12 protein-coding genes and 1 other annotated feature are annotated in these 17,672 nt (G+C 42.6%); of the genes, 6 read left to right on the top strand and 6 right to left on the bottom strand.

Features of this window, described 5'->3' with window-relative positions; translation table 11 throughout:
• Window positions 1-7 precede the first annotated feature (7 nt).
• Window positions 8-640 (bottom strand): GNAT family N-acetyltransferase, encoded by a 633-nt coding sequence (locus ABTV07_RS15575; RefSeq protein WP_433743744.1) that lies wholly within the window; start codon window positions 638-640, stop codon window positions 8-10.
• A 217-nt stretch (window positions 641-857) separates the two neighbouring features.
• Between ABTV07_RS15575 and acsA the strand changes: the two genes are divergently transcribed.
• Window positions 858-2,576: an acetate--CoA ligase gene (acsA, locus tag ABTV07_RS15570; RefSeq protein WP_433743741.1), complete on the top strand. Its 1,719-nt coding sequence runs from the start codon at window positions 858-860 to the stop codon at window positions 2,574-2,576.
• A gap of 54 nt (window positions 2,577-2,630) precedes the next feature.
• Here the strand turns inward: acsA and ABTV07_RS15565 are convergent, their stop codons facing one another.
• Entirely contained in the window at window positions 2,631-5,585 is a 2,955-nt protein-coding gene (locus ABTV07_RS15565) for a transglycosylase domain-containing protein (protein WP_433743738.1), read from the bottom strand.
• A gap of 138 nt (window positions 5,586-5,723) precedes the next feature.
• Window positions 5,724-5,936, top strand: a binding site (T-box leader).
• 65 nt (window positions 5,937-6,001) lie between these two features.
• Here ABTV07_RS15565 and tyrS point away from each other — a divergent pair.
• On the top strand, window positions 6,002-7,264 hold the full coding sequence (gene tyrS / locus ABTV07_RS15560) for a tyrosine--tRNA ligase (protein WP_433743735.1): 1,263 nt from the start codon (window positions 6,002-6,004) through the stop codon (window positions 7,262-7,264).
• A gap of 44 nt (window positions 7,265-7,308) precedes the next feature.
• On the opposite strand, the gene ABTV07_RS15555 is transcribed toward tyrS, so the two are convergent.
• Both ABTV07_RS15555 and rpsD read right to left on the bottom strand, forming a co-directional pair.
• Window positions 7,309-9,030 carry a pyruvate oxidase gene (locus ABTV07_RS15555; RefSeq protein ID WP_433743732.1) on the bottom strand — a complete coding sequence of 574 codons (1,722 nt, stop codon included), beginning with the start codon at window positions 9,028-9,030 and terminating at the stop codon, window positions 7,309-7,311.
• A gap of 131 nt (window positions 9,031-9,161) precedes the next feature.
• On the bottom strand, window positions 9,162-9,764 hold the full coding sequence (gene rpsD / locus ABTV07_RS15550) for a 30S ribosomal protein S4 (RefSeq protein ID WP_433743729.1): 603 nt from the start codon (window positions 9,762-9,764) through the stop codon (window positions 9,162-9,164).
• Window positions 9,765-10,188: 424 nt separating this feature from the next.
• Between rpsD and ABTV07_RS15545 the strand changes: the two genes are divergently transcribed.
• Together ABTV07_RS15545 and megL are read left to right on the top strand one after the other, a co-directional pair.
• Window positions 10,189-12,084 (top strand): sensor domain-containing diguanylate cyclase, encoded by a 1,896-nt coding sequence (locus ABTV07_RS15545; protein WP_433743725.1) that lies wholly within the window; start codon window positions 10,189-10,191, stop codon window positions 12,082-12,084.
• Between the two features lie 136 nt (window positions 12,085-12,220).
• Window positions 12,221-13,405: a methionine gamma-lyase gene (gene megL, locus ABTV07_RS15540; RefSeq protein ID WP_433743722.1), complete on the top strand. Its 1,185-nt coding sequence runs from the start codon at window positions 12,221-12,223 to the stop codon at window positions 13,403-13,405.
• 210 nt (window positions 13,406-13,615) lie between these two features.
• Here the strand turns inward: megL and ABTV07_RS15535 are convergent, their stop codons facing one another.
• Window positions 13,616-14,095, bottom strand: coding sequence for a GAF domain-containing protein (locus ABTV07_RS15535; protein ID WP_433743719.1), 480 nt, complete (start codon window positions 14,093-14,095; stop codon window positions 13,616-13,618).
• 174 nt (window positions 14,096-14,269) lie between these two features.
• Between ABTV07_RS15535 and refZ the strand changes: the two genes are divergently transcribed.
• Window positions 14,270-14,905, top strand: a complete 636-nt coding sequence (refZ, locus tag ABTV07_RS15530) for a forespore capture DNA-binding protein RefZ (protein ID WP_433743716.1) — start codon at window positions 14,270-14,272, stop codon at window positions 14,903-14,905.
• An 8-nt stretch (window positions 14,906-14,913) separates the two neighbouring features.
• Here the strand turns inward: refZ and hisJ are convergent, their stop codons facing one another.
• Complete coding sequence (gene hisJ / locus ABTV07_RS15525; protein ID WP_433743713.1) at window positions 14,914-15,705, bottom strand: histidinol-phosphatase HisJ; 792 nt, start codon at window positions 15,703-15,705, stop codon at window positions 14,914-14,916.
• Between the two features lie 260 nt (window positions 15,706-15,965).
• On the opposite strand from hisJ, the gene ezrA reads away from it, so the two are divergent.
• Window positions 15,966-17,666 (top strand): septation ring formation regulator EzrA, encoded by a 1,701-nt coding sequence (gene ezrA, locus ABTV07_RS15520; RefSeq protein ID WP_433743710.1) that lies wholly within the window; start codon window positions 15,966-15,968, stop codon window positions 17,664-17,666.
• The last annotated feature ends 6 nt before the right edge of the window (window positions 17,667-17,672 follow it).

The raw sequence follows: 17,672 nt of genomic DNA, 5'->3' as shown, positions 1-17,672 counted from the left end.
TTGCTGTTTAATACATAAATCGGTTCATGAAGCGGAGTTTATCGAATTGTTGGATGGAATCAGCATCAATTCGGCTGCCGATCCTTGCCATCAAGCAATTGGCGGGGTGTGAGCTGATCTCTGGATCATCTGTGGCATACCAGACGAGTCCTCCTGCATTCATCATTTTTTCCATGACTTTGCGATACTCCCATACATTCAATCCTGTTCCTTTAAGATCCCAATGCCAATAATATTCAGTAGTGATAATGATGTAATCTTCCATGGCGTCATCCATCATGGAAACCTTCAAGAGGTTTTTACCGACTGAACTTCCTCTATACTTAGGGATCACTTCAATTGCTCCCAATTCAATCAGATTTTCCATCTTTCCATGCGACCACCTTTCAAGCGGGTCGGGGTAAAGATAGGTAACATAGCCGACTATGGTATTATGATCCCTTGCCGCAATGATCCTGCCTTCCGGTAGGCCAGCAATTTCAATAAGGGCTTTATGCTGTTGATGAGGGGGCCTGAACGAGGTAAGATCCTCGTGAAATTCCATCTCCTCAAGCTGTTTAGCAGAAATGGGGCCTTCAATGGTCAAATCCCCTTTCGCAGTCTTTAATTCCATTACATTGAACGTTTTTTTATGTTCCATGGAGTCACCACCTTCAAGGGTTTTCTATATCTGATAAATTCATAACTCTATCATTATACAAATAAAAATAACAGTAAAGCGTTTTCATCATAGAGCCTCTATAAATATATTAACAATTGAAAGGGAGGATGAAAACTTTGAAATGTTAAAAAATTGAGAAAAATTCTTTTTTGTACTATAATATTATTGTAATTTTACATAAAGGGGGATACGGAAAATGAAAGTGGAAGCGCTATCAGCAATACAAGGTGACTTTAATTTAAAGAACTATAATGAAACGTATGATTCCTTTAATTGGAAAGATGTTGAAAGTCAATTTAGCTGGTATGAAACAGGCAAGGTCAATTTGGCATATGAGGCTATCGACCGCCATGCAGAAACTCATCGAAAAAATAAGGTAGCCCTTTATTACAGGGATGCATCAAGAAATGAAAAGTATACTTTTAAAGATATGAAAGAAGAAACCAATAAGGCAGCCAACGTCTTCCGCTCCTTTGGGGACGTAGAGAAGGGCGACCGCGTATTCATCTTTATGCCAAGGTCCCCTGAGCTTTATTTTGCCGTACTCGGAGCAATCAAATTAGGCGCCATCGTCGGACCATTATTCGAAGCATTCATGGAAGGGGCAGTCAAGGACCGCCTCAAGGATAGTGAAGCAAAAGTGCTTGTGACGACTCCGGAATTGCTTGAGCGCGTTCCGGTTGATGAACTTCCTGCATTGAAGCATATCTTCCTAGTAGGAAACGATGTGAAGGAAGAAGGAAAGTATGTCGACTTCCTTAATAAGATGGAAACAGCCAGCAAGCATGCCGAGATTGAATGGGTCGACCGTACGGACGGACTGATCCTGCATTATACATCCGGTTCGACAGGCAAGCCAAAAGGCGTGCTGCATGTCCATAATGCCATGATCCAGCACTATCAGACCGCAAAGTGGGTCCTTGATTTAAAAGAAGATGATGTCTATTGGTGCACAGCCGATCCTGGCTGGGTCACAGGGACTTCTTACGGAATTTTCGGCCCTTGGCTGACAGGGACTTCCAACGTCATAGTCGGTGGAAGATTCAGTCCGGAGAATTGGTATCAAACCATTGAGGATTTCGGTGTGACGGTCTGGTACAGTGCTCCGACTGCATTCAGGATGCTGATGGGGGCAGGGGACGACATTGTAAAGAAATTCGATCTTTCGTCCCTCCGCCATATCCTGAGTGTAGGTGAGCCTTTGAATCCTGAAGTGGTTCGATGGGGAATGAAGGTGTTCAATCTGAGGATCCATGATACTTGGTGGATGACGGAAACAGGTGCCCAGTTGATCTGCAACTATCCATGTATGGAAATTAAGCCTGGATCAATGGGGAAACCGATTCCTGGCGTCAAAGCTGCCATCGTGGATGACCAGGGAAATGAACTCCCTCCAAACCGCATGGGCAACCTGGCCATTAAAAAAGGCTGGCCGTCCATGATGCACACCATTTGGAAAAATGAGCCTAAGTATCAATCCTATTTCATGCCTGGTGACTGGTATTTATCCGGAGATTCTGCCTATATGGACCAAGACGGCTATTTCTGGTTCCAAGGAAGAGTCGATGATGTCATCATGACATCCGGGGAGAGAGTCGGGCCGTTTGAAGTAGAAAGCAAATTGGTTGAGCATCCTGCCATTGCAGAAGCGGGTGTCATCGGGAAGCCTGATCCTGTCCGCGGAGAAATCATCAAAGCATTCGTAGCCCTTCGTACTGGATATGAAGCGACAGATGAACTGAAGGAAGAAATCCGCCAGTTTGTAAAGAAAGGACTTGCAGCACACGCGGCTCCGAGAGAAATTGAGTTCCGCGAAAAGCTCCCTAAGACGCGAAGCGGTAAGATTATGCGCAGGGTATTGAAAGCATGGGAATTAGACCTTCCAACAGGCGATTTATCGACAATGGAAGATTAATAAAACGAAAGAAAGAGAGCCGCTCGGATGAGCGGCTCTCTTTCTTATGGCTTATTACGGAGTAGTAGAATCAGGAGGTGGGGTGGTGCCTGTTTCGGTGCCCGTGTCTCCTGGCGTTGTTCCACCATCTCCATCAGCAGGTTTATCCGGCTTTTCTGGTTTATCCGGTTTGCCTGGCTTCTCAGGTTTATCTGGCTTCTCAGGCTTGCCTGGCTTATCCGGCCTGCTTGAGCTTGCTCCCCCGATTGTAACCGCATTTGATTCAATGGATTCATTTCCTGCTATATCAACGGCTGCAACAACATATTTTCCACTTGATACGCTCGCAGAAAGCGATCCTCCAGCAGGAACTGATGCTGCTCTCTGCAGGGCATTTCCGCCTGTAATTCTGTATACGCGGTAGCCGATGACATCCTTGCTCGAAGAAGGAGACCAAGCTACTGCAGATCCGGATGCTGCTGCACTGACAGGAGAAGGAATAGCTCCATCGTCTTCCATTTTGTCATCCGCAACGAGAATCTTATTCCAGCTGCTATTATTTGGAATAAGCTGGCGGGCATCCGGACTGACCATTTTTCCGCCAGTGATTTCTTTTACGAAATCAGGGTTTAATATCAAGCCTGAGTTTGAGAACTCGGAAGGGGTCGTAGGCAGGGCAAGATATTTCTTTCCTCCTGCCTGAACATACTTTCCATCAACTAGGCTGTCGTCTTTTTCATTAGGGACATATTTCGCATTGAATATATCGGTTTCCACAAGTCCTGCTTTGCTGCATGCTTCTGAAGGCAGCATGCCGGAAACTGCGCAGTAGGATCTGCTGACAATTCCACCAGGCATTTTAAAGCGTTCTTTTGGAGCGATTTCCCCTGGAGCTGCCTCATAGGCGGAATTCATCAATGCTTCCCAAATGCCCAGGTTCCTCAGACTGTAAGTAGGTCCGCCGATTCCGTTTAATGCCTTTTTCAAATCTCTCGGTGTATCATAGCCTGTCCATGTGCCGAATGTCACCTTCGGATTCGTTGCAATGAACCAGGAATCTTTTTGATCCTGGGAAGTTCCCGTCTTTCCTGCCCAATCAGTGGAGAACTTCAATCGGTGTGGAACGGAAGCTGCTGTTCCATACTTCAATACGTCTCTCATCATATCGATCATGAGATAAGAAGTCTGCGGACTGAAGACGTCCACTGGAGTGCTTTCATGCTGATAGACGATATTTCCATCTTTGTCCGTAATCTTATCAATTAAATAGGCATCCACAAATTGACCGCCATTGGCAAAAGTGGCGAACGCATTGACGTTTTCTTCAACGGTCACTCCGTTGGTAAGCCCTCCGAGTGCCAGTGAAGGGATATAATAGTCTGTTTTCGTCAAAGAGCTGAAGCCCATTTTATCCAAGAAGTGTGCAGGCTGCTGATCCAAGATGCTTTCATAAGTCTTGACTGCAGGCACGTTCAGAGATTTCGCCAGTGCATATCGCGCTGAAACGAGGCCGCTGAACTTTGATGCATTATAGTTGTGCGGCCAGGCATTGCCTGGGTCCTGAGGATTCAAGTACATTTCAACATCCGGAATGATGGCGCCTGGAGCCGATTTGCCAAGTTCCATGGCTGGACCGTATACCGCCAGCGGTTTAATGGTGGAACCAGTGGATCTTCGGGATTGTGTCGCATGGTTCACTTGTTCGATATTGAAATCCCTGCCCCCCACAAAGCTCAGGATTTTTCCGGTTTCATTTTCAATCAATATTGCACCGACCTGAACAGGTGCAGGCTTTTTAATATTTTCGCCCGTGTCCGGATCTTTTACGGTATCCTTCAATGTCGGGCCATAGCTATCATATGAATCTTTGGCCTTCTGCATCTTGTCATAGATATCCTTGTTGATGGTCGTATGAATCTGATAGCCGTTTTGGCGAAGGTTTCTGCCGGCCAATGTTTTATATTTGCCTTTTAGTTCTTTATCTTTTTTCAAATCTTCTTCTGTGTATCCATCTTTTTTAGCAAGGATGCCTGCCATGACATCAGATGCCCTGTCTTCGATTTCAAATGTCAAATATGGATACTTTTCCAAAACGCTTGGTTTTGAAGGGATGAAATCTTTCACAATATCATAGTTTGCTGCAGACTGATATTCTTTGTCGGAAATAAATCCGTTGTCATGCATGCGTTGAAGGACTATTTTCATTCGATCCAACCCAGGCTGAAGCCCCTCTTTATCTTTAAGTTTTCCTTGGTTGGTAAAAGGCGTATAGCCGAATGGGCTTTGTGGAAGACCTGCAATAAAGGCGGATTGAGGAAGGTTTAAATCCTTTGCTTCCACCCCGAACAATCCCTTTGCCGCTGATTGCACACCTGCAATGTTCCTGCCGGAAGAATTCCTCCCGAAAGTGGAAACATTCAAGTAAGCTTCCAATATTTCATCTTTTTTAAAGAATTTCTCCAAACGAAGTGCGAGAAGGATTTCTTTTGCTTTCCGTTCAAACGATACTTCATTCGTGAGGATCTGATTTTTGATCAATTGCTGTGTTAGTGTACTTCCGCCGGTCTGTACAGAAGAGTTGGTGAACTCTTGGAATAATGCCCGGAAAATCGATTTCGGCACTACACCGTGATGTTCATAAAAATACTGATCTTCAGTAGCCACGATGGCATCTTTCAAATATGGCGAAACATCTTTAATGGACACTTCCTCACGTTCCAGATCGGATCGAAGTTTGCCTAGGTATACATCATTTGCGAAATAAAGATTGGAAGTTTCTTCATAGTTGTATATATTCTTTTTCATTTCGGCATAAGATCGGATGGGCTCTTTATGGACAAGTGAGGCAAAATACCCTGCACCGACTCCGCCTGCAAAAGAAAAGCCCATGACTAATACAACCAAAAATATCAAAAGGAGGTTCCAAAGGACCCCGTATGTAATTCTGGCGCTTTTTTGAATCTTTTTATTTTGTGCTTTATGATAGTATGTACTGAGCTTTTCGGATAATCGTTTCCATTTTTCCTTCATATCATCAGTCCCCCTAAAATCAAATTAATTATAGCATATATTGGAGGGGGGAGTTGACAAGGTTCTTCATATTTCTTCAATTCATTTGACAAATTTTTTTTGTTGTGATAAAAAAATGCTATCGAACAAAAAATTCAATATGAGGCAATGATGAGTTTCAGTAATCAGCTATCCCTGTTATGAAGAGAGTCGGTGGGTGGTGCAAACCGATGCAAATAGACTGATGAATTACAGCTTTGAGCTTTTGCTGTGAATGTACAAGTAGCAGCGAACGGGAATCCCGTTATCAAGTAGAGTGGAGAATCATGTATTCTCAAGTTGGGTGGTACCGCGCATCAAAGCGTCCCTGCAGATGGGGAGGCTTTTTTTATTTGTCTAAAAAGGCGTATATCAAGCAATTTAAGGAGGAAATGAAAGTGGAATTATTAAATGATTTGAAGTGGCGTGGGATCATCTACCAGCAGACAGATGAAAAAGGTCTGGAAGAACTATTGGAAACAGAGAAAATCTCCATTTATTGTGGAGTCGATCCGACAGCAGACAGCATGCACATTGGACATCTCCTTCCTTTCTTGACGCTTAGAAGGTTCCAGGAGCATGGACATCGTCCGATTGTACTGGTTGGAGGCGCAACAGGACTAATCGGTGATCCAAGCGGGAAGAGCGAAGAAAGACAGCTTCAAACACTGGAAACGGTCCAGCATAATTCGGACTGCCTCAAAGGGCAGCTTGAAAGCATCTTTGACTTCAGCGGAGACAATGGGGCGCAGATGACGAACAACTATGATTGGATCGGCGCCATCGACATGGTGACTTTCTTAAGGGACTTCGGAAAGCATATCGGCATCAACTACATGCTCGCAAAGGATACGATTGCATCCCGCTTAGAAACAGGGATTTCCTTTACAGAGTTCACATACACCATTTTACAGGCAATGGACTTCAACCATCTTTACGCTAATTATAATTGCCGTCTTCAAATTGGCGGAAGCGATCAATGGGGCAACATCACAACTGGTCTTGAATTGATCCGTAAGATGCAGGGAAGTGAAGCAAAAGCATTCGGTCTTACAATTCCATTAGTGACGAAAGCGGATGGAACGAAATTCGGGAAGACAGAAGGCGGCGCAATCTGGCTTGATCCGAAAAAAACGTCTCCATATGAATTCTATCAATTCTGGATCAATACAGCAGATGCTGATGTAGTGAAATATCTTAAATACTTTACATTCCTTTCACATGAAGAAATCGATGCATTAGAAAAAGCAGTGGAAGAAGAAGCGCATTTGAGAAAGGCGCAAAAAACACTTGCCGAAGAAATGACTCGTCTGATTCATGGGGAAGAAGCGTTAGAGCAAGCAATAAAAATTACCGATGCTTTATTCAGCGGTGACATCAAGAAATTGAACTCTGCTGAAATCAAGCAGGGATTCAAAGATGTACCCACCTATGAACAAAAAAGCGATGAAGAAGCATCGTTGGTCGATGTATTGGTCAATGCGAAAATCTCTCCATCCAAGCGTCAGGCAAGGGAAGACATCCAAAACGGCGCTGTCTACATCAACGGCGACAGAAATACGGACACGGCACATATTCTGTCAGAGCAAGATAGGATGGGCGGCGAATTCACCATCATCCGCAGAGGGAAAAAGAAGTACTATATGATTAAATATATTTAAACCAAAAAGCCAGCTTCCTAATTGGATGCTGGCTTTTTGTTGTATCAAAACAGGCGCTTCAATGCTTTCTTGAACGGAGGCATATCGACATTCCCTTTTTCGAAGAATTCCTGAATTAAGTATTCTGTATAATGCACTGCTTGATCATATGTTATTTTTCCTGGAAGCGGAGGCTGCAATTCAATCATGACGTCAAGAATCACAGGCTTCGTAGATAATGCCGCCTTTTTCATGGCTGATTCCAGTTCATCTGGGTTATGAACACGGTAGCCTTCCCCGCCGCAGGCTTGGGCGAATTGGGCAAAATCAATATCAGCCAAATCAGTTTCGTAGTTTAAATGGCCAATCTCCTGCTGCTCATATTGAATCATGCCAATTTTACTGTTGTTAAGGATGACCACCATCATCGGAAGGTTGTATTTAACAGCTGTAACAAAATCATGCATGACCATGGTGAAGCCTCCATCGCCGCAGACTGCCACGACCTGCTTGTCCGGATAGGCAATCTTCCCGGCAATAGCTCCCGGCAGGCCGCAGCCCATCGTGGCTAAATATCCGGATACGATCATTTTTTGATTTGTGAGATTTAAATAGCGGGAAGTCCATACAGTAACATTTCCGACATCCACTGAAAGGATTGCATCATCTGCCAATACCTTTTGCAGCTCCCGCATGACTTGGGCACCGCGAAGGCGCTCTGTCTTATCCTCTTTTTCTTCCACCAGATCATTTCTCCAAGAAGCCATTTGCTCCTGAGCCTTTTCAAGATAAGAATTATCCGGCGTGTAGTCATTTTTAGAATTTAACCAAGAAAGAACGGCTTTGGAATCTCCTACAAGCCCTTGGGTTATAGGGTAGCGTTTACCTATTTTGCGTGGATCGACATCAATTTGTATTGCTTCTACTTCCTTTGGCAGGAATTTGCGATATGGGAAGGAGGTGCCGATCATAATAAGGAGATCCGTATCTTTCATTGCATGATAGGCCGGCCGAGTCCCGATTTGGCCGAGATGCCCCAGACAATAAGGATGTTCATCAGGTATGACGCCTTTTCCTAACAGACTGACGATGATAGGGGAAGCGATTCTTTCAGCAAATGAGAGCAGCTCATCGCGTGCATGCTTTGTCCCCCTCCCTGCAAGGATGATCGGTTTTTTTGCTTTTTTTATGAGTCCATGTGCTTTTTCAAGCTGCTGGATGGAAGGAAAAACATCCTGCTCGACTTTTACGGAAGAAGTTAGCGGTTCTTTTGTTTTATAGGCTTGAGCGGATAAATCGTCAGGAATGATTAAAACACTGACGCCATTTTCTGTATAGGCTGAACGGATTGCCTGGTTCAATAAATCAGGAAGCTGATGTTCCGACTGGACCCGCTTGCTGAAAACCGCTACATCTGAAAATAGCCTTTCCAGATGAAGCTCCTGAAAGGAATCGGTTCCAACTTCGTCGCTTGTAACCTGTCCAACAAGGGCAAGAACGGGTGCACCATCTTCTTTAGCATCATAAAGTCCATTCAATAAGTGAACCGCACCAGGGCCAGCTATGGAAAGACATACACCGAGTTTCCCAGTGAGTTTTCCATATGATGCAGCTGCAAGTGCAGCTGTCTCTTCATGCCGTACTTGAATAAATTGAATTTCTTCCTTTTTCTTTCGCAAATCGTCCATTAATTCATTAATTGAATCGCCGGGGAGTCCGTAAATATGGTCTATGCCCCAATCGATCATAATGTCGGTCAATACTTCACCTGTCCGTTTTTCGAACACAATAATCACCTCCTTACTAACATAACCGTTTTCAGGCAGATAAAAACTTGGTTCGCAATTTATGGTAATGAAAATTATTATAGACAGCAAAAAAGCCTGTCAAAATTGACAGGCTTTTAGGATCAAATCGATTAACGAGAGTAGAACTCAACGATTAATGCTTCATTGATTTCAGCAGGAAGTTCAGAACGTTCAGGCATACGAGTGAAAGTTCCTTCTAACTTATCTGCATCAAAAGTTAAGAAATCAGGTACGAAGTTGTTAACTTCAACTGCTTCTTTAACGATTGAAAGGTTGCGGGATTTTTCACGCAAGCTGATTGCTTGGCCAGGTTGTACACGGAATGAAGGGATATCAACACGTTTTCCGTCAACAAGGATGTGCCCGTGGTTTACAAGCTGACGAGCTTGGCGGCGAGTGCGCGCTAAACCTAAACGGTATACAACGTTGTCAAGGCGAGCTTCAAGAAGGATCATGAAGTTTTCACCGTGTTTACCTTGCAATTTACCAGCGTTATCAAAAAGATTACGGAATTGACGCTCAGTCACACCATACATGTGACGAAGTTTTTGCTTCTCTTGAAGCTGCAATCCGTATTCAGAGATTTTTTTACGTTGGTTAGGACCATGTTGTCCTGGAGCGTAAGGACGCTTTTCTAATTCTTTTCCAGTTCCGCTTAGAGAGATTCCAAGACGACGGGAAAGTTTCCAGCTTGGACCAGTATATCGAGCCATTTAAGACTCCTCCTTTTTGTTTTTATTTTGTTGTAAAATAAAAACAGGTACAATCAACAATCATGCTCATTTTATTTTCATGCATCATCGCCCTAGCAGCAGCGGGTTACGCGATGCACCTCCTGTGGAGGAATAAAATGAAACATAAAGGTGTGTACTGAAGCTGCATTATTTTACACAAAGAACATTATATTATTTCTATCAACCGGAGTCAATAGAGTATAGAAAATTAGTTTTTATCTCTATTTATTCCTTATAGGAAAAAAGTCTATGTTATGGTATACTTTCCATATTATTTAAAATATCTTGATTTTGAAATAAATTTGAAATTATTCCTTTTAAACGATGTTGAATCCCTTGGATAACGGCTGTTTTTGAAAGTGAAACCTGAAAGATTTGAAGGACAAAGTGAGGATTATTGATAATGGCTAATGATTTTAATGATCATGAACAAACCTTGCATTATAAGTCGCGACTCTATGAATTATTGGAAAAGGTCAATGAAAATAACAGCTTCGGCAGCATACTGAAGGAATGGTTCGAATTTTTTTGCCATATGAACGGTGTTTTGCACGCTTCAATCTATATGAATGACCATTCAGAGGAAATCCGCTGCAAACTGACAGAATCCATCGGAGAACCACCGACTTTGCCTTCCATTATTTCTCTCTGCCATTCCAATCATATATTAAATGAAAAACAAGATATCAACATGCAGATGCAGATCAAAGATAATGCACTTTCAATATATAACGCATCAGTCAGATTTCATATAGATAATAAATTTAGCCTCATCATGCTCTTTAAGAAAACGAGAACCAATGAGGGAGAGCTGGAAAAATCCATCAAGGCTTCAAAAATGGAAAGTGAGCGGTTTTTGAATCGCCTCCACCAACTTTTTGATAACATCAGAAAAGAACAGCAATACAAGGAACTTTTCCGAATAACTGAAAAGTTCCATTCCAGTATGAATATCGATAATGTCCTGGCTGAAATCATCACCACCTTAAAGAGGGTATATCCTTCCTATACTTATTACTTAATGCTATCAAACGATGATGAGCGCAATACAGACCTTCCAATCAAGGATCTTGAATTTGATTCCGAGAATACTGTAGCTATGCAGGCATATGTCAATGGGACCATTCAAATAGAAGATTCCTATAAAGAAAAAAACACCATTCTTTATGCACCTTTAAGAGGGAAGCAGGGAGTATATGGGGTTCTTCAGGTGCTTGCACCCGCATCTGTCATCTTTCCTGGGGATGAAGTAGAGTTTATCAGCCTCCTTGCCAATACCGCAGGAAGCGCATTGGAAAATGCAAAGCTTTATCAGCAATCCAGAAGACTGATTTCAGATCTTCAGCTTATCAATGAAACATCCCACCGCCTGAATTCCAACCTAAGGCTGTCAGATACGATTCAATATCTGAAAAATCAGATTGAACGCTATTTCGACGCCACGGAAGTAGGGTTTATCATGTTGAATAAGGATCAAGGGGAGGGCAAGGTGCTGCCGGGGAGCAGCCTTTATTTTCAAAAAGAAAGCGGAAAAAAATATATTCAATTCGTCAAAGAGAAAATCAAGAAAGAGCGTGATTCCCTTTTCATTGGCGACTTAAATAATAATGGCTGTGGAGTTCCTTCCTACGAATATTGTTCTTTGATGGCAATCCCGATGGTCCACAGCAATTCAATGATAGGCTTTTGCGTAGTTCTGCAGGATAAGCCATATGCCTTTACATTTGAAATGTATAAGCTGCTTCAATCTCTCATTCATCATTCAACATTGGCGTTGTCGAACTCAATGCTGCGTGAAGAGCTTGAAAAAATGGTCATTACGGATTATCTGACAAAGTTATATGCACGAAATTATCTCGATGATGCCATTGCCAACTCAATGGTGGAGGAGGAGGAAGGGACATTTATCCTCGTCGATATAGACAATTTTAAAAGGGTCAATGATACTTACGGCCATCAAGCAGGGGATAATGTCATTATCCAGGTCGCAAACCTGATCCAAAAAAATATCCGCTCCACCGATATCGGTGCACGCTGGGGAGGGGAAGAACTGGCAATCTATCTCCCTGGGGCGCCGCTTCGGGTAGGCTACAGTGTGGCGGACAGACTGGTGAAGACCGTGCAGGAACAGACGACTCCTTCGGTAACGGTATCTTGCGGTGTTTCATATTGGAACATAAGAAAGACTGAAGAAGTGGAAATGCTCTTCAGAAGAGCTGATAGAGCCCTTTATTTTGCAAAAAATAATGGGAAGAACAAGGCTGTCGTCCATGAACAGGATCTAAAAATGATGGTTTAAGAGAACAAGCTCCACAGCGGGCTTGTTTTTTTTGAGTATATTATGACTTTCCAAATTCCGTGTGATGTCATATCCTATAGAAGAAGGGGTAATAGATTTACACATTTTTGTAAGCGCTTTCTATAGGAGGATGGAGATGAAAAAAGAAACACGGTTTGAAACAGAAGTCATTCATAGCGGGTATGATTCCAAAGAGTATAAAGGGAGTCTGGCACCTCCGATTTTTCAAACCTCTACCTATGTTTTTGAGAATGCTAGACAGGGAGAAAGAAGATTTTGCGGAGAAGAAGAAGGATATATTTATACCCGACTCGGCAATCCAACAGTGAAAATGCTCGAGGACCGGGTGGCGGTAATGGAAAAAGCGGAAGCCGCGCTGGCTTTCTCATCTGGCATGGCAGCAGTATCAGCCACCTTGTTTGCTCTTACGAAAACAGGGGACCATATCCTTTGCTCACAGGGCGTCTATGGATGTACATTTGGCCTATTGGAAATGATGGAATCAAAATTCAATATCACCCATCAATTCTTGGCCATGTCATCGAAGGAGCAGATAGAACAAGCAATCAGGCCCGAAACAGCCTGTATCTATATTGAAACTCCTATAAATCCAACCATGCAGCTGATCGATTTAGAAATGGTTGCTTCTGTTGCAAGAGAAAAGGGGATTCCAGTCGTCGTTGATAACACTTTCTGTTCCCCATATCTCCAAAAACCCCTGGAGCTGGGATGCGATATTGTCATCCATAGTGCCACGAAATATTTGTGCGGACATGGAGATGTCATTGCGGGGCTTGTGGCTGGAAAAAGCGAATGGATCAAGGAAGTTTCTATGACCACTCAAAAAGATATCGGCGGAGTCCTTTCCCCATTCGACGCGTGGCTTTTGCTCAGAGGAATAAAGACGTTGCCAGTCCGTCTTGACCGCCATTGCCAGAGTGCAGAAATCATCGCTGAAAAATTATGCGCTCATCCAAGTGTGGATGAGGTGTTTTATCCGGGGCTTAGAACGCACCAAGGCTATGAAATCATGAAGAAACAAATGAAAAAAGGCGGCGGCCTCATATCCTTTACGATAAAAGGGACAAAAGAAGAGGCACAGGATTTTCTTGACCGGCTCAACCTGATCAAAATCGCGGTGAGTCTAGGTGATGCCGAGACGCTGATTCAGCATCCTGCTACCATGACGCATGCAGTCGTCCCGAAAGAAGCAAGGGAGGAAATGGGCATTTCCGATCAATTAATCAGACTTTCCGTTGGCCTCGAGGCATGGGAAGATATCTGGAGCGACCTGGAAGCAGCATTGAATGGATTAAAGTAGCGTAAATAAGCTGACTCAAAAGGTTGTTGATGTGCAATCTTTTGGGTCAGCTTTTTGTAATTGAAGTATTATAGGATTCATAGTGATTGAGAGGGAATCTGCGAGACTCCGGCGGAAAAACGGGCTGGCAAGACCCCACAGCGAAGCGAGGAGGCTTGCGAGTTCGTCCGCGGAAAGCGAGTGGATTCCCTCTCAATCTAATCGCACACATTATAATTGATTGACTAAGATCTCAGTGAATTCTTCCAGGTGCTTTTGATCGACTTCATCAAACCGATTAGTCTCAGGACTATCAATATCAAGAACCCCGATCAACTGACCATCCTTGATCATCGGAACGACAATTTCAGACCTGCTTGCTGCATCACAGGCAATATGCCCAGGAAAAGCATGAACATCCTCCACAAGGACGGTTTTCTTCTCGGATGCGGCAGTCCCGCATACACCTCTCCCAAGAGGAATCCTTACACATGCCGGAAGTCCCTGGAATGGTCCAAGAACAAGCTCATTTTCTTCTAACAAGTAAAAACCTACCCAATTCACCCGGTCAAGGAATTGATTCAATAGCGCGCTTGCGTTGCTCAGATTGGCAATTCTATTTGGCTCATCCTCAATTAACGCTTTTAATTGTTTCTTTACCAATTCATATTGGTCATCTCTTGTGCCTTTGTACATTTCGACGTTAAACACGTAAATCCCTCATTTCTCAGCAGATTCTGCATTATGGCAACAGATATTGTCGATATATTTTAACAGGATTTAGCCCTGCAGCCTAGAAGTTTTTAAAACGACGGAAAAATCCGCGTCTAAACGCCAAATTTCCCTCAGGGCTAGGCCAAAATGAATACAAGGGGGACTCATAATATGAGACAGGCTACATCGACTAAAGAAACCATATTGGAATCTGCTATTTATTTGTTTAATACCAAAGGGTTTGATGGAGTATCCATAAGGGATATCGCCCAAAAAGCCCGGATCAATCCTGCGAATATTGCCTATTATTTTAATAATAAACAAGGTCTGCTGGAGGCATGCCTCGTTGCCTTTTTCGAACCATATTTATCATTTTTGGAAATAGAAGCACAGAATCTGGATCACACGGAACCAGACCGCTGTTTGAAAAATGCGGTGAAATATATTTTACAGTTTCAGAGTGAACATCACTTGCTCACGCGCTTTGTTTGGCGCGAGATTTCTTTGGATTCACAAGTCGTAAGAGAAATCATCTCTTCCTATTTAATGAAAGAACGATTCCTTTTTAAGGAAATTATCGATCGACTCGTAAACGGTGAAAAATATTCTCCTTCTGCAAAAAGCTTTCTGATCATCCAGCTTAAAGGAATGCTGGCAATGCCATATTTAAACAGCCAATACTTGCGGGAAGTGTGGAATCTTTATCCGCAAGAAGCCTATTTTGCCGCCAAATACTTTCAAGTCATTGAACAGTGGATCAATGACACTATGGCAGGATCAATTACCGCAAAAACGATTCTATGCTAAAAAGGCATTTATCCAAATAAGTCTTGTCTCCCTTGGCCTAGATCCTCAGCCTGATGTGCATCTGAACCATAAACAAGGGGGATTCCCAATGAGTCCGCTTCATCTGCTATCCACTTTGGTGGATAGCTTTCTTTGCAGAATGGCTTGAACAAGCCTGCTCCGTTGTAATCCATTTCAAATCCTCCAGCCTTCATTTCCTGAAGGATCTTTTGAACGGTCAGATAATCATAATCCTCTAAAGGGAATTTTTTTTGGAACTTCTTTACGAGTGTGATGTGTCCGATCCTTTTAGGCTTAAATGGACCAAGGTCTGTGACAATCGATTTCAGAACCGTTTGAAAGTAATGATCGTACAGTGCAGAAAGCGAACCATATTTGTCGATCATCGTCCCAAAAACCTCCGGACTGTAATCCAAGCAAAACCACTCATCATTTTTTTGGAGAAAATGGACAGAAAGGATCGAATCGTCAAGAAGGGATCCATACTCATTAAGAAAATCAATCGTTTGATCTTCATATCCCTCAATATAATCCACTTCTAACCCTATATTTATCAACAGATCCGAAGAGTACTGTGTTTTTAGCATTTCTAAATCTTTTAAGTATTGTTCAAGCACGGCGTATTTCATCCCGCTGTCTTCTGCAGGAGCAGGATCCTTGAAATTCCGCGGCAGGGGCGCATGTTCCGTAAACGTGATTTCCTTATAACCCAAGGAAATGGCTCTTTCAATATATTGCTGGAAATGATCCTGTGATCCATGTGGACAATAAGGAGTATGGATATGTCCGTCTTTTAGCAAATGAACCCGCCTCTTTCTTCTTAAAAGTACAACTCTGATATAATACTAAAATAGGTGAAAAGTGAAAGCAACAAATAGAATCTGAGACATGATTCAGCAATAATTTGATCATTTGGAATGAAAATGCAAAAAAAGTGAAAATATTAGTCAAAAATTGTCGTTTACATGGTAAACTAAAAACATTATATATGAATTTAATTATCATTAATTGATTTATAGAAAAACAGTCTTATTCGACATGGAAGGACAGGGGGCTGACGATGGAATTTGTCATCGGTGGAATCGTATTATTATTTATTTTATTTTTATATGGATATTTGACAAAGAAAAATCATTTTAAAGAAATAGATCGCCTGGAAGAGTGGAAGATCGATATTATGAACAGGCCTGTTCTTGAAGAACTTTCCAAAGTGAAGCAGCTGAACATGACAGGGCAGACGGAAGAAATGTTCGAACGCTGGAGGCAGAATTGGGACGAGATTGTAGGGATCAAGCTTCCGGATGTAGAAGAATTGCTCTTTGATGCGGAAGAATATGCAGACCGCTACCGATTTAAGAAATCGAAGGAAGTCCAAGAGAAGATCGATCATATACTTGCAGGAACAGAAGAAAAAATCGATTTGATCCTTAGCGAACTAAAGGAACTTGTCGGCAGTGAAGAAAGCAATCGAATTGAAATTGACGAATTGCAGGAGACATATCGCCAAGCGAAGAAGCAAATGCTTGCTCACCGCCATACATATGGAAAAGCTGCTGGAGCACTTGAAAAGAAAGTGGACAAACTCACAGAAAAATTCAACGAGTTCCATGAACTAACTGAAAACGGGAATTATTTAGATGCGCGTGAAGTACTCCTTTCATTGAAAGGGGAATTGGCAGCTACTGAAGATGCAATGGGGAAACTTCCTGAACTGCTGTCAGAATGCCAAAACCATCTTCCAGGACAGCTCGCTGAAATTAAAGAGGGCTATGCTGAAATGGAAGCGGATGGCTACATTCTAGAGCATATTACCATGGAAAAAGAAGTAACAAGGATGGAAAGTGAACTGCAGACCTATATGGGCTTCCTTGAAAATGCCGAGATCCATGAAGCTTCAAAAGGCATTGAAGAGATGAAGGAAAAAATCGATTCACTCTATGAAGCGCTTGAAAATGAAGTCCATTCAAAACATTTCATTGTCCAGAATGAACCGAAAACCAAGTCTTTATTGAAAGAGATTGCTGAATCACAGTCTGTATTAAAAAATGAAACAGAGTTTGTTCAGCAGAGTTACCAGTTAGTAGAAGAGGATATCAGCATCCAGCGGAATATCGGAAAGAAATTAAACCAATTAATGAAACGGTATGAGCAATTGGAATTGAGGATTGCCGAAAATCAATCTGCGAATTCCATTTTGAAGCAGGAGATGCAAGAAATAAGGGATGACCTTGAAGAAATTCAAAAAGAGCAAAAAGGATTCTCTGAGTACTTGCAGAACCTCCGCAAAGATGAAATGAATGCAAAGGAAACTGTGGACGAATTAAGAAGGAAGCTTGCAGAGGCAAGCAGGCTCATTACTAAAAGCAATATTCCGGGGCTGCCGTCTGATTACTTGTCGCTGCTTCAAGAAGCGGAAGACAATATTCAAAATGTTTTCAGCAGTCTGAATGAAAAGCCATTGAATATCAAATCGGTACAGGAGCACCTCTATAAAGCATCGGACACGGTGAATCATTTTTATGAAAAAACAGAAGAATTGATTGAAAATGTCATGCTTGCTGAGAGAGTCATCCAATATGGAAATCGTTATCGAAGCAAATACAGCTCGGTTGCGGAACATCTTCGCACGGCAGAGGCAGCGTTTCGGAGCTTTGAATACCGGGCAGCCCTTGAACAGGCTGCAACGGCAGTAGAAGAAGTGGAACCGGGATCGCTCAAAAGAATTGAAAATCTTCTTCAACAAGAACTTAAAGAGGACTAAAAAAAG

It is taken from the genome of Falsibacillus pallidus, assembly GCF_050990905.1.
In the GTDB taxonomy this organism is placed as follows: Bacteria; Bacillota; Bacilli; order Bacillales; family DSM-25281; genus Falsibacillus; species Falsibacillus pallidus_A.
This window is presented reverse-complemented; position numbering and strand designations above follow the sequence as displayed.

Bases quoted from the DNA above. Each gene is read 5' to 3' on its own strand.
- ABTV07_RS15575 (WP_433743744.1), bottom strand. From the start codon at position 640: ATGGAACATAAAAAAACGTTCAATGTAATGGAATTAAAGACTGCGAAA.
- acsA (WP_433743741.1), top strand. From the start codon at position 858: ATGAAAGTGGAAGCGCTATCAGCAATACAAGGTGACTTTAATTTAAAG.
- ABTV07_RS15565 (WP_433743738.1), bottom strand. From the start codon at position 5,585: ATGAAGGAAAAATGGAAACGATTATCCGAAAAGCTCAGTACATACTAT.
- rpsD (WP_433743729.1), bottom strand. From the start codon at position 9,764: ATGGCTCGATATACTGGTCCAAGCTGGAAACTTTCCCGTCGTCTTGGA.
- ABTV07_RS15545 (WP_433743725.1), top strand. From the start codon at position 10,189: ATGGCTAATGATTTTAATGATCATGAACAAACCTTGCATTATAAGTCG.
- megL (WP_433743722.1), top strand. From the start codon at position 12,221: ATGAAAAAAGAAACACGGTTTGAAACAGAAGTCATTCATAGCGGGTAT.
- refZ (WP_433743716.1), top strand. From the start codon at position 14,270: ATGAGACAGGCTACATCGACTAAAGAAACCATATTGGAATCTGCTATT.
- ezrA (WP_433743710.1), top strand. From the start codon at position 15,966: ATGGAATTTGTCATCGGTGGAATCGTATTATTATTTATTTTATTTTTA.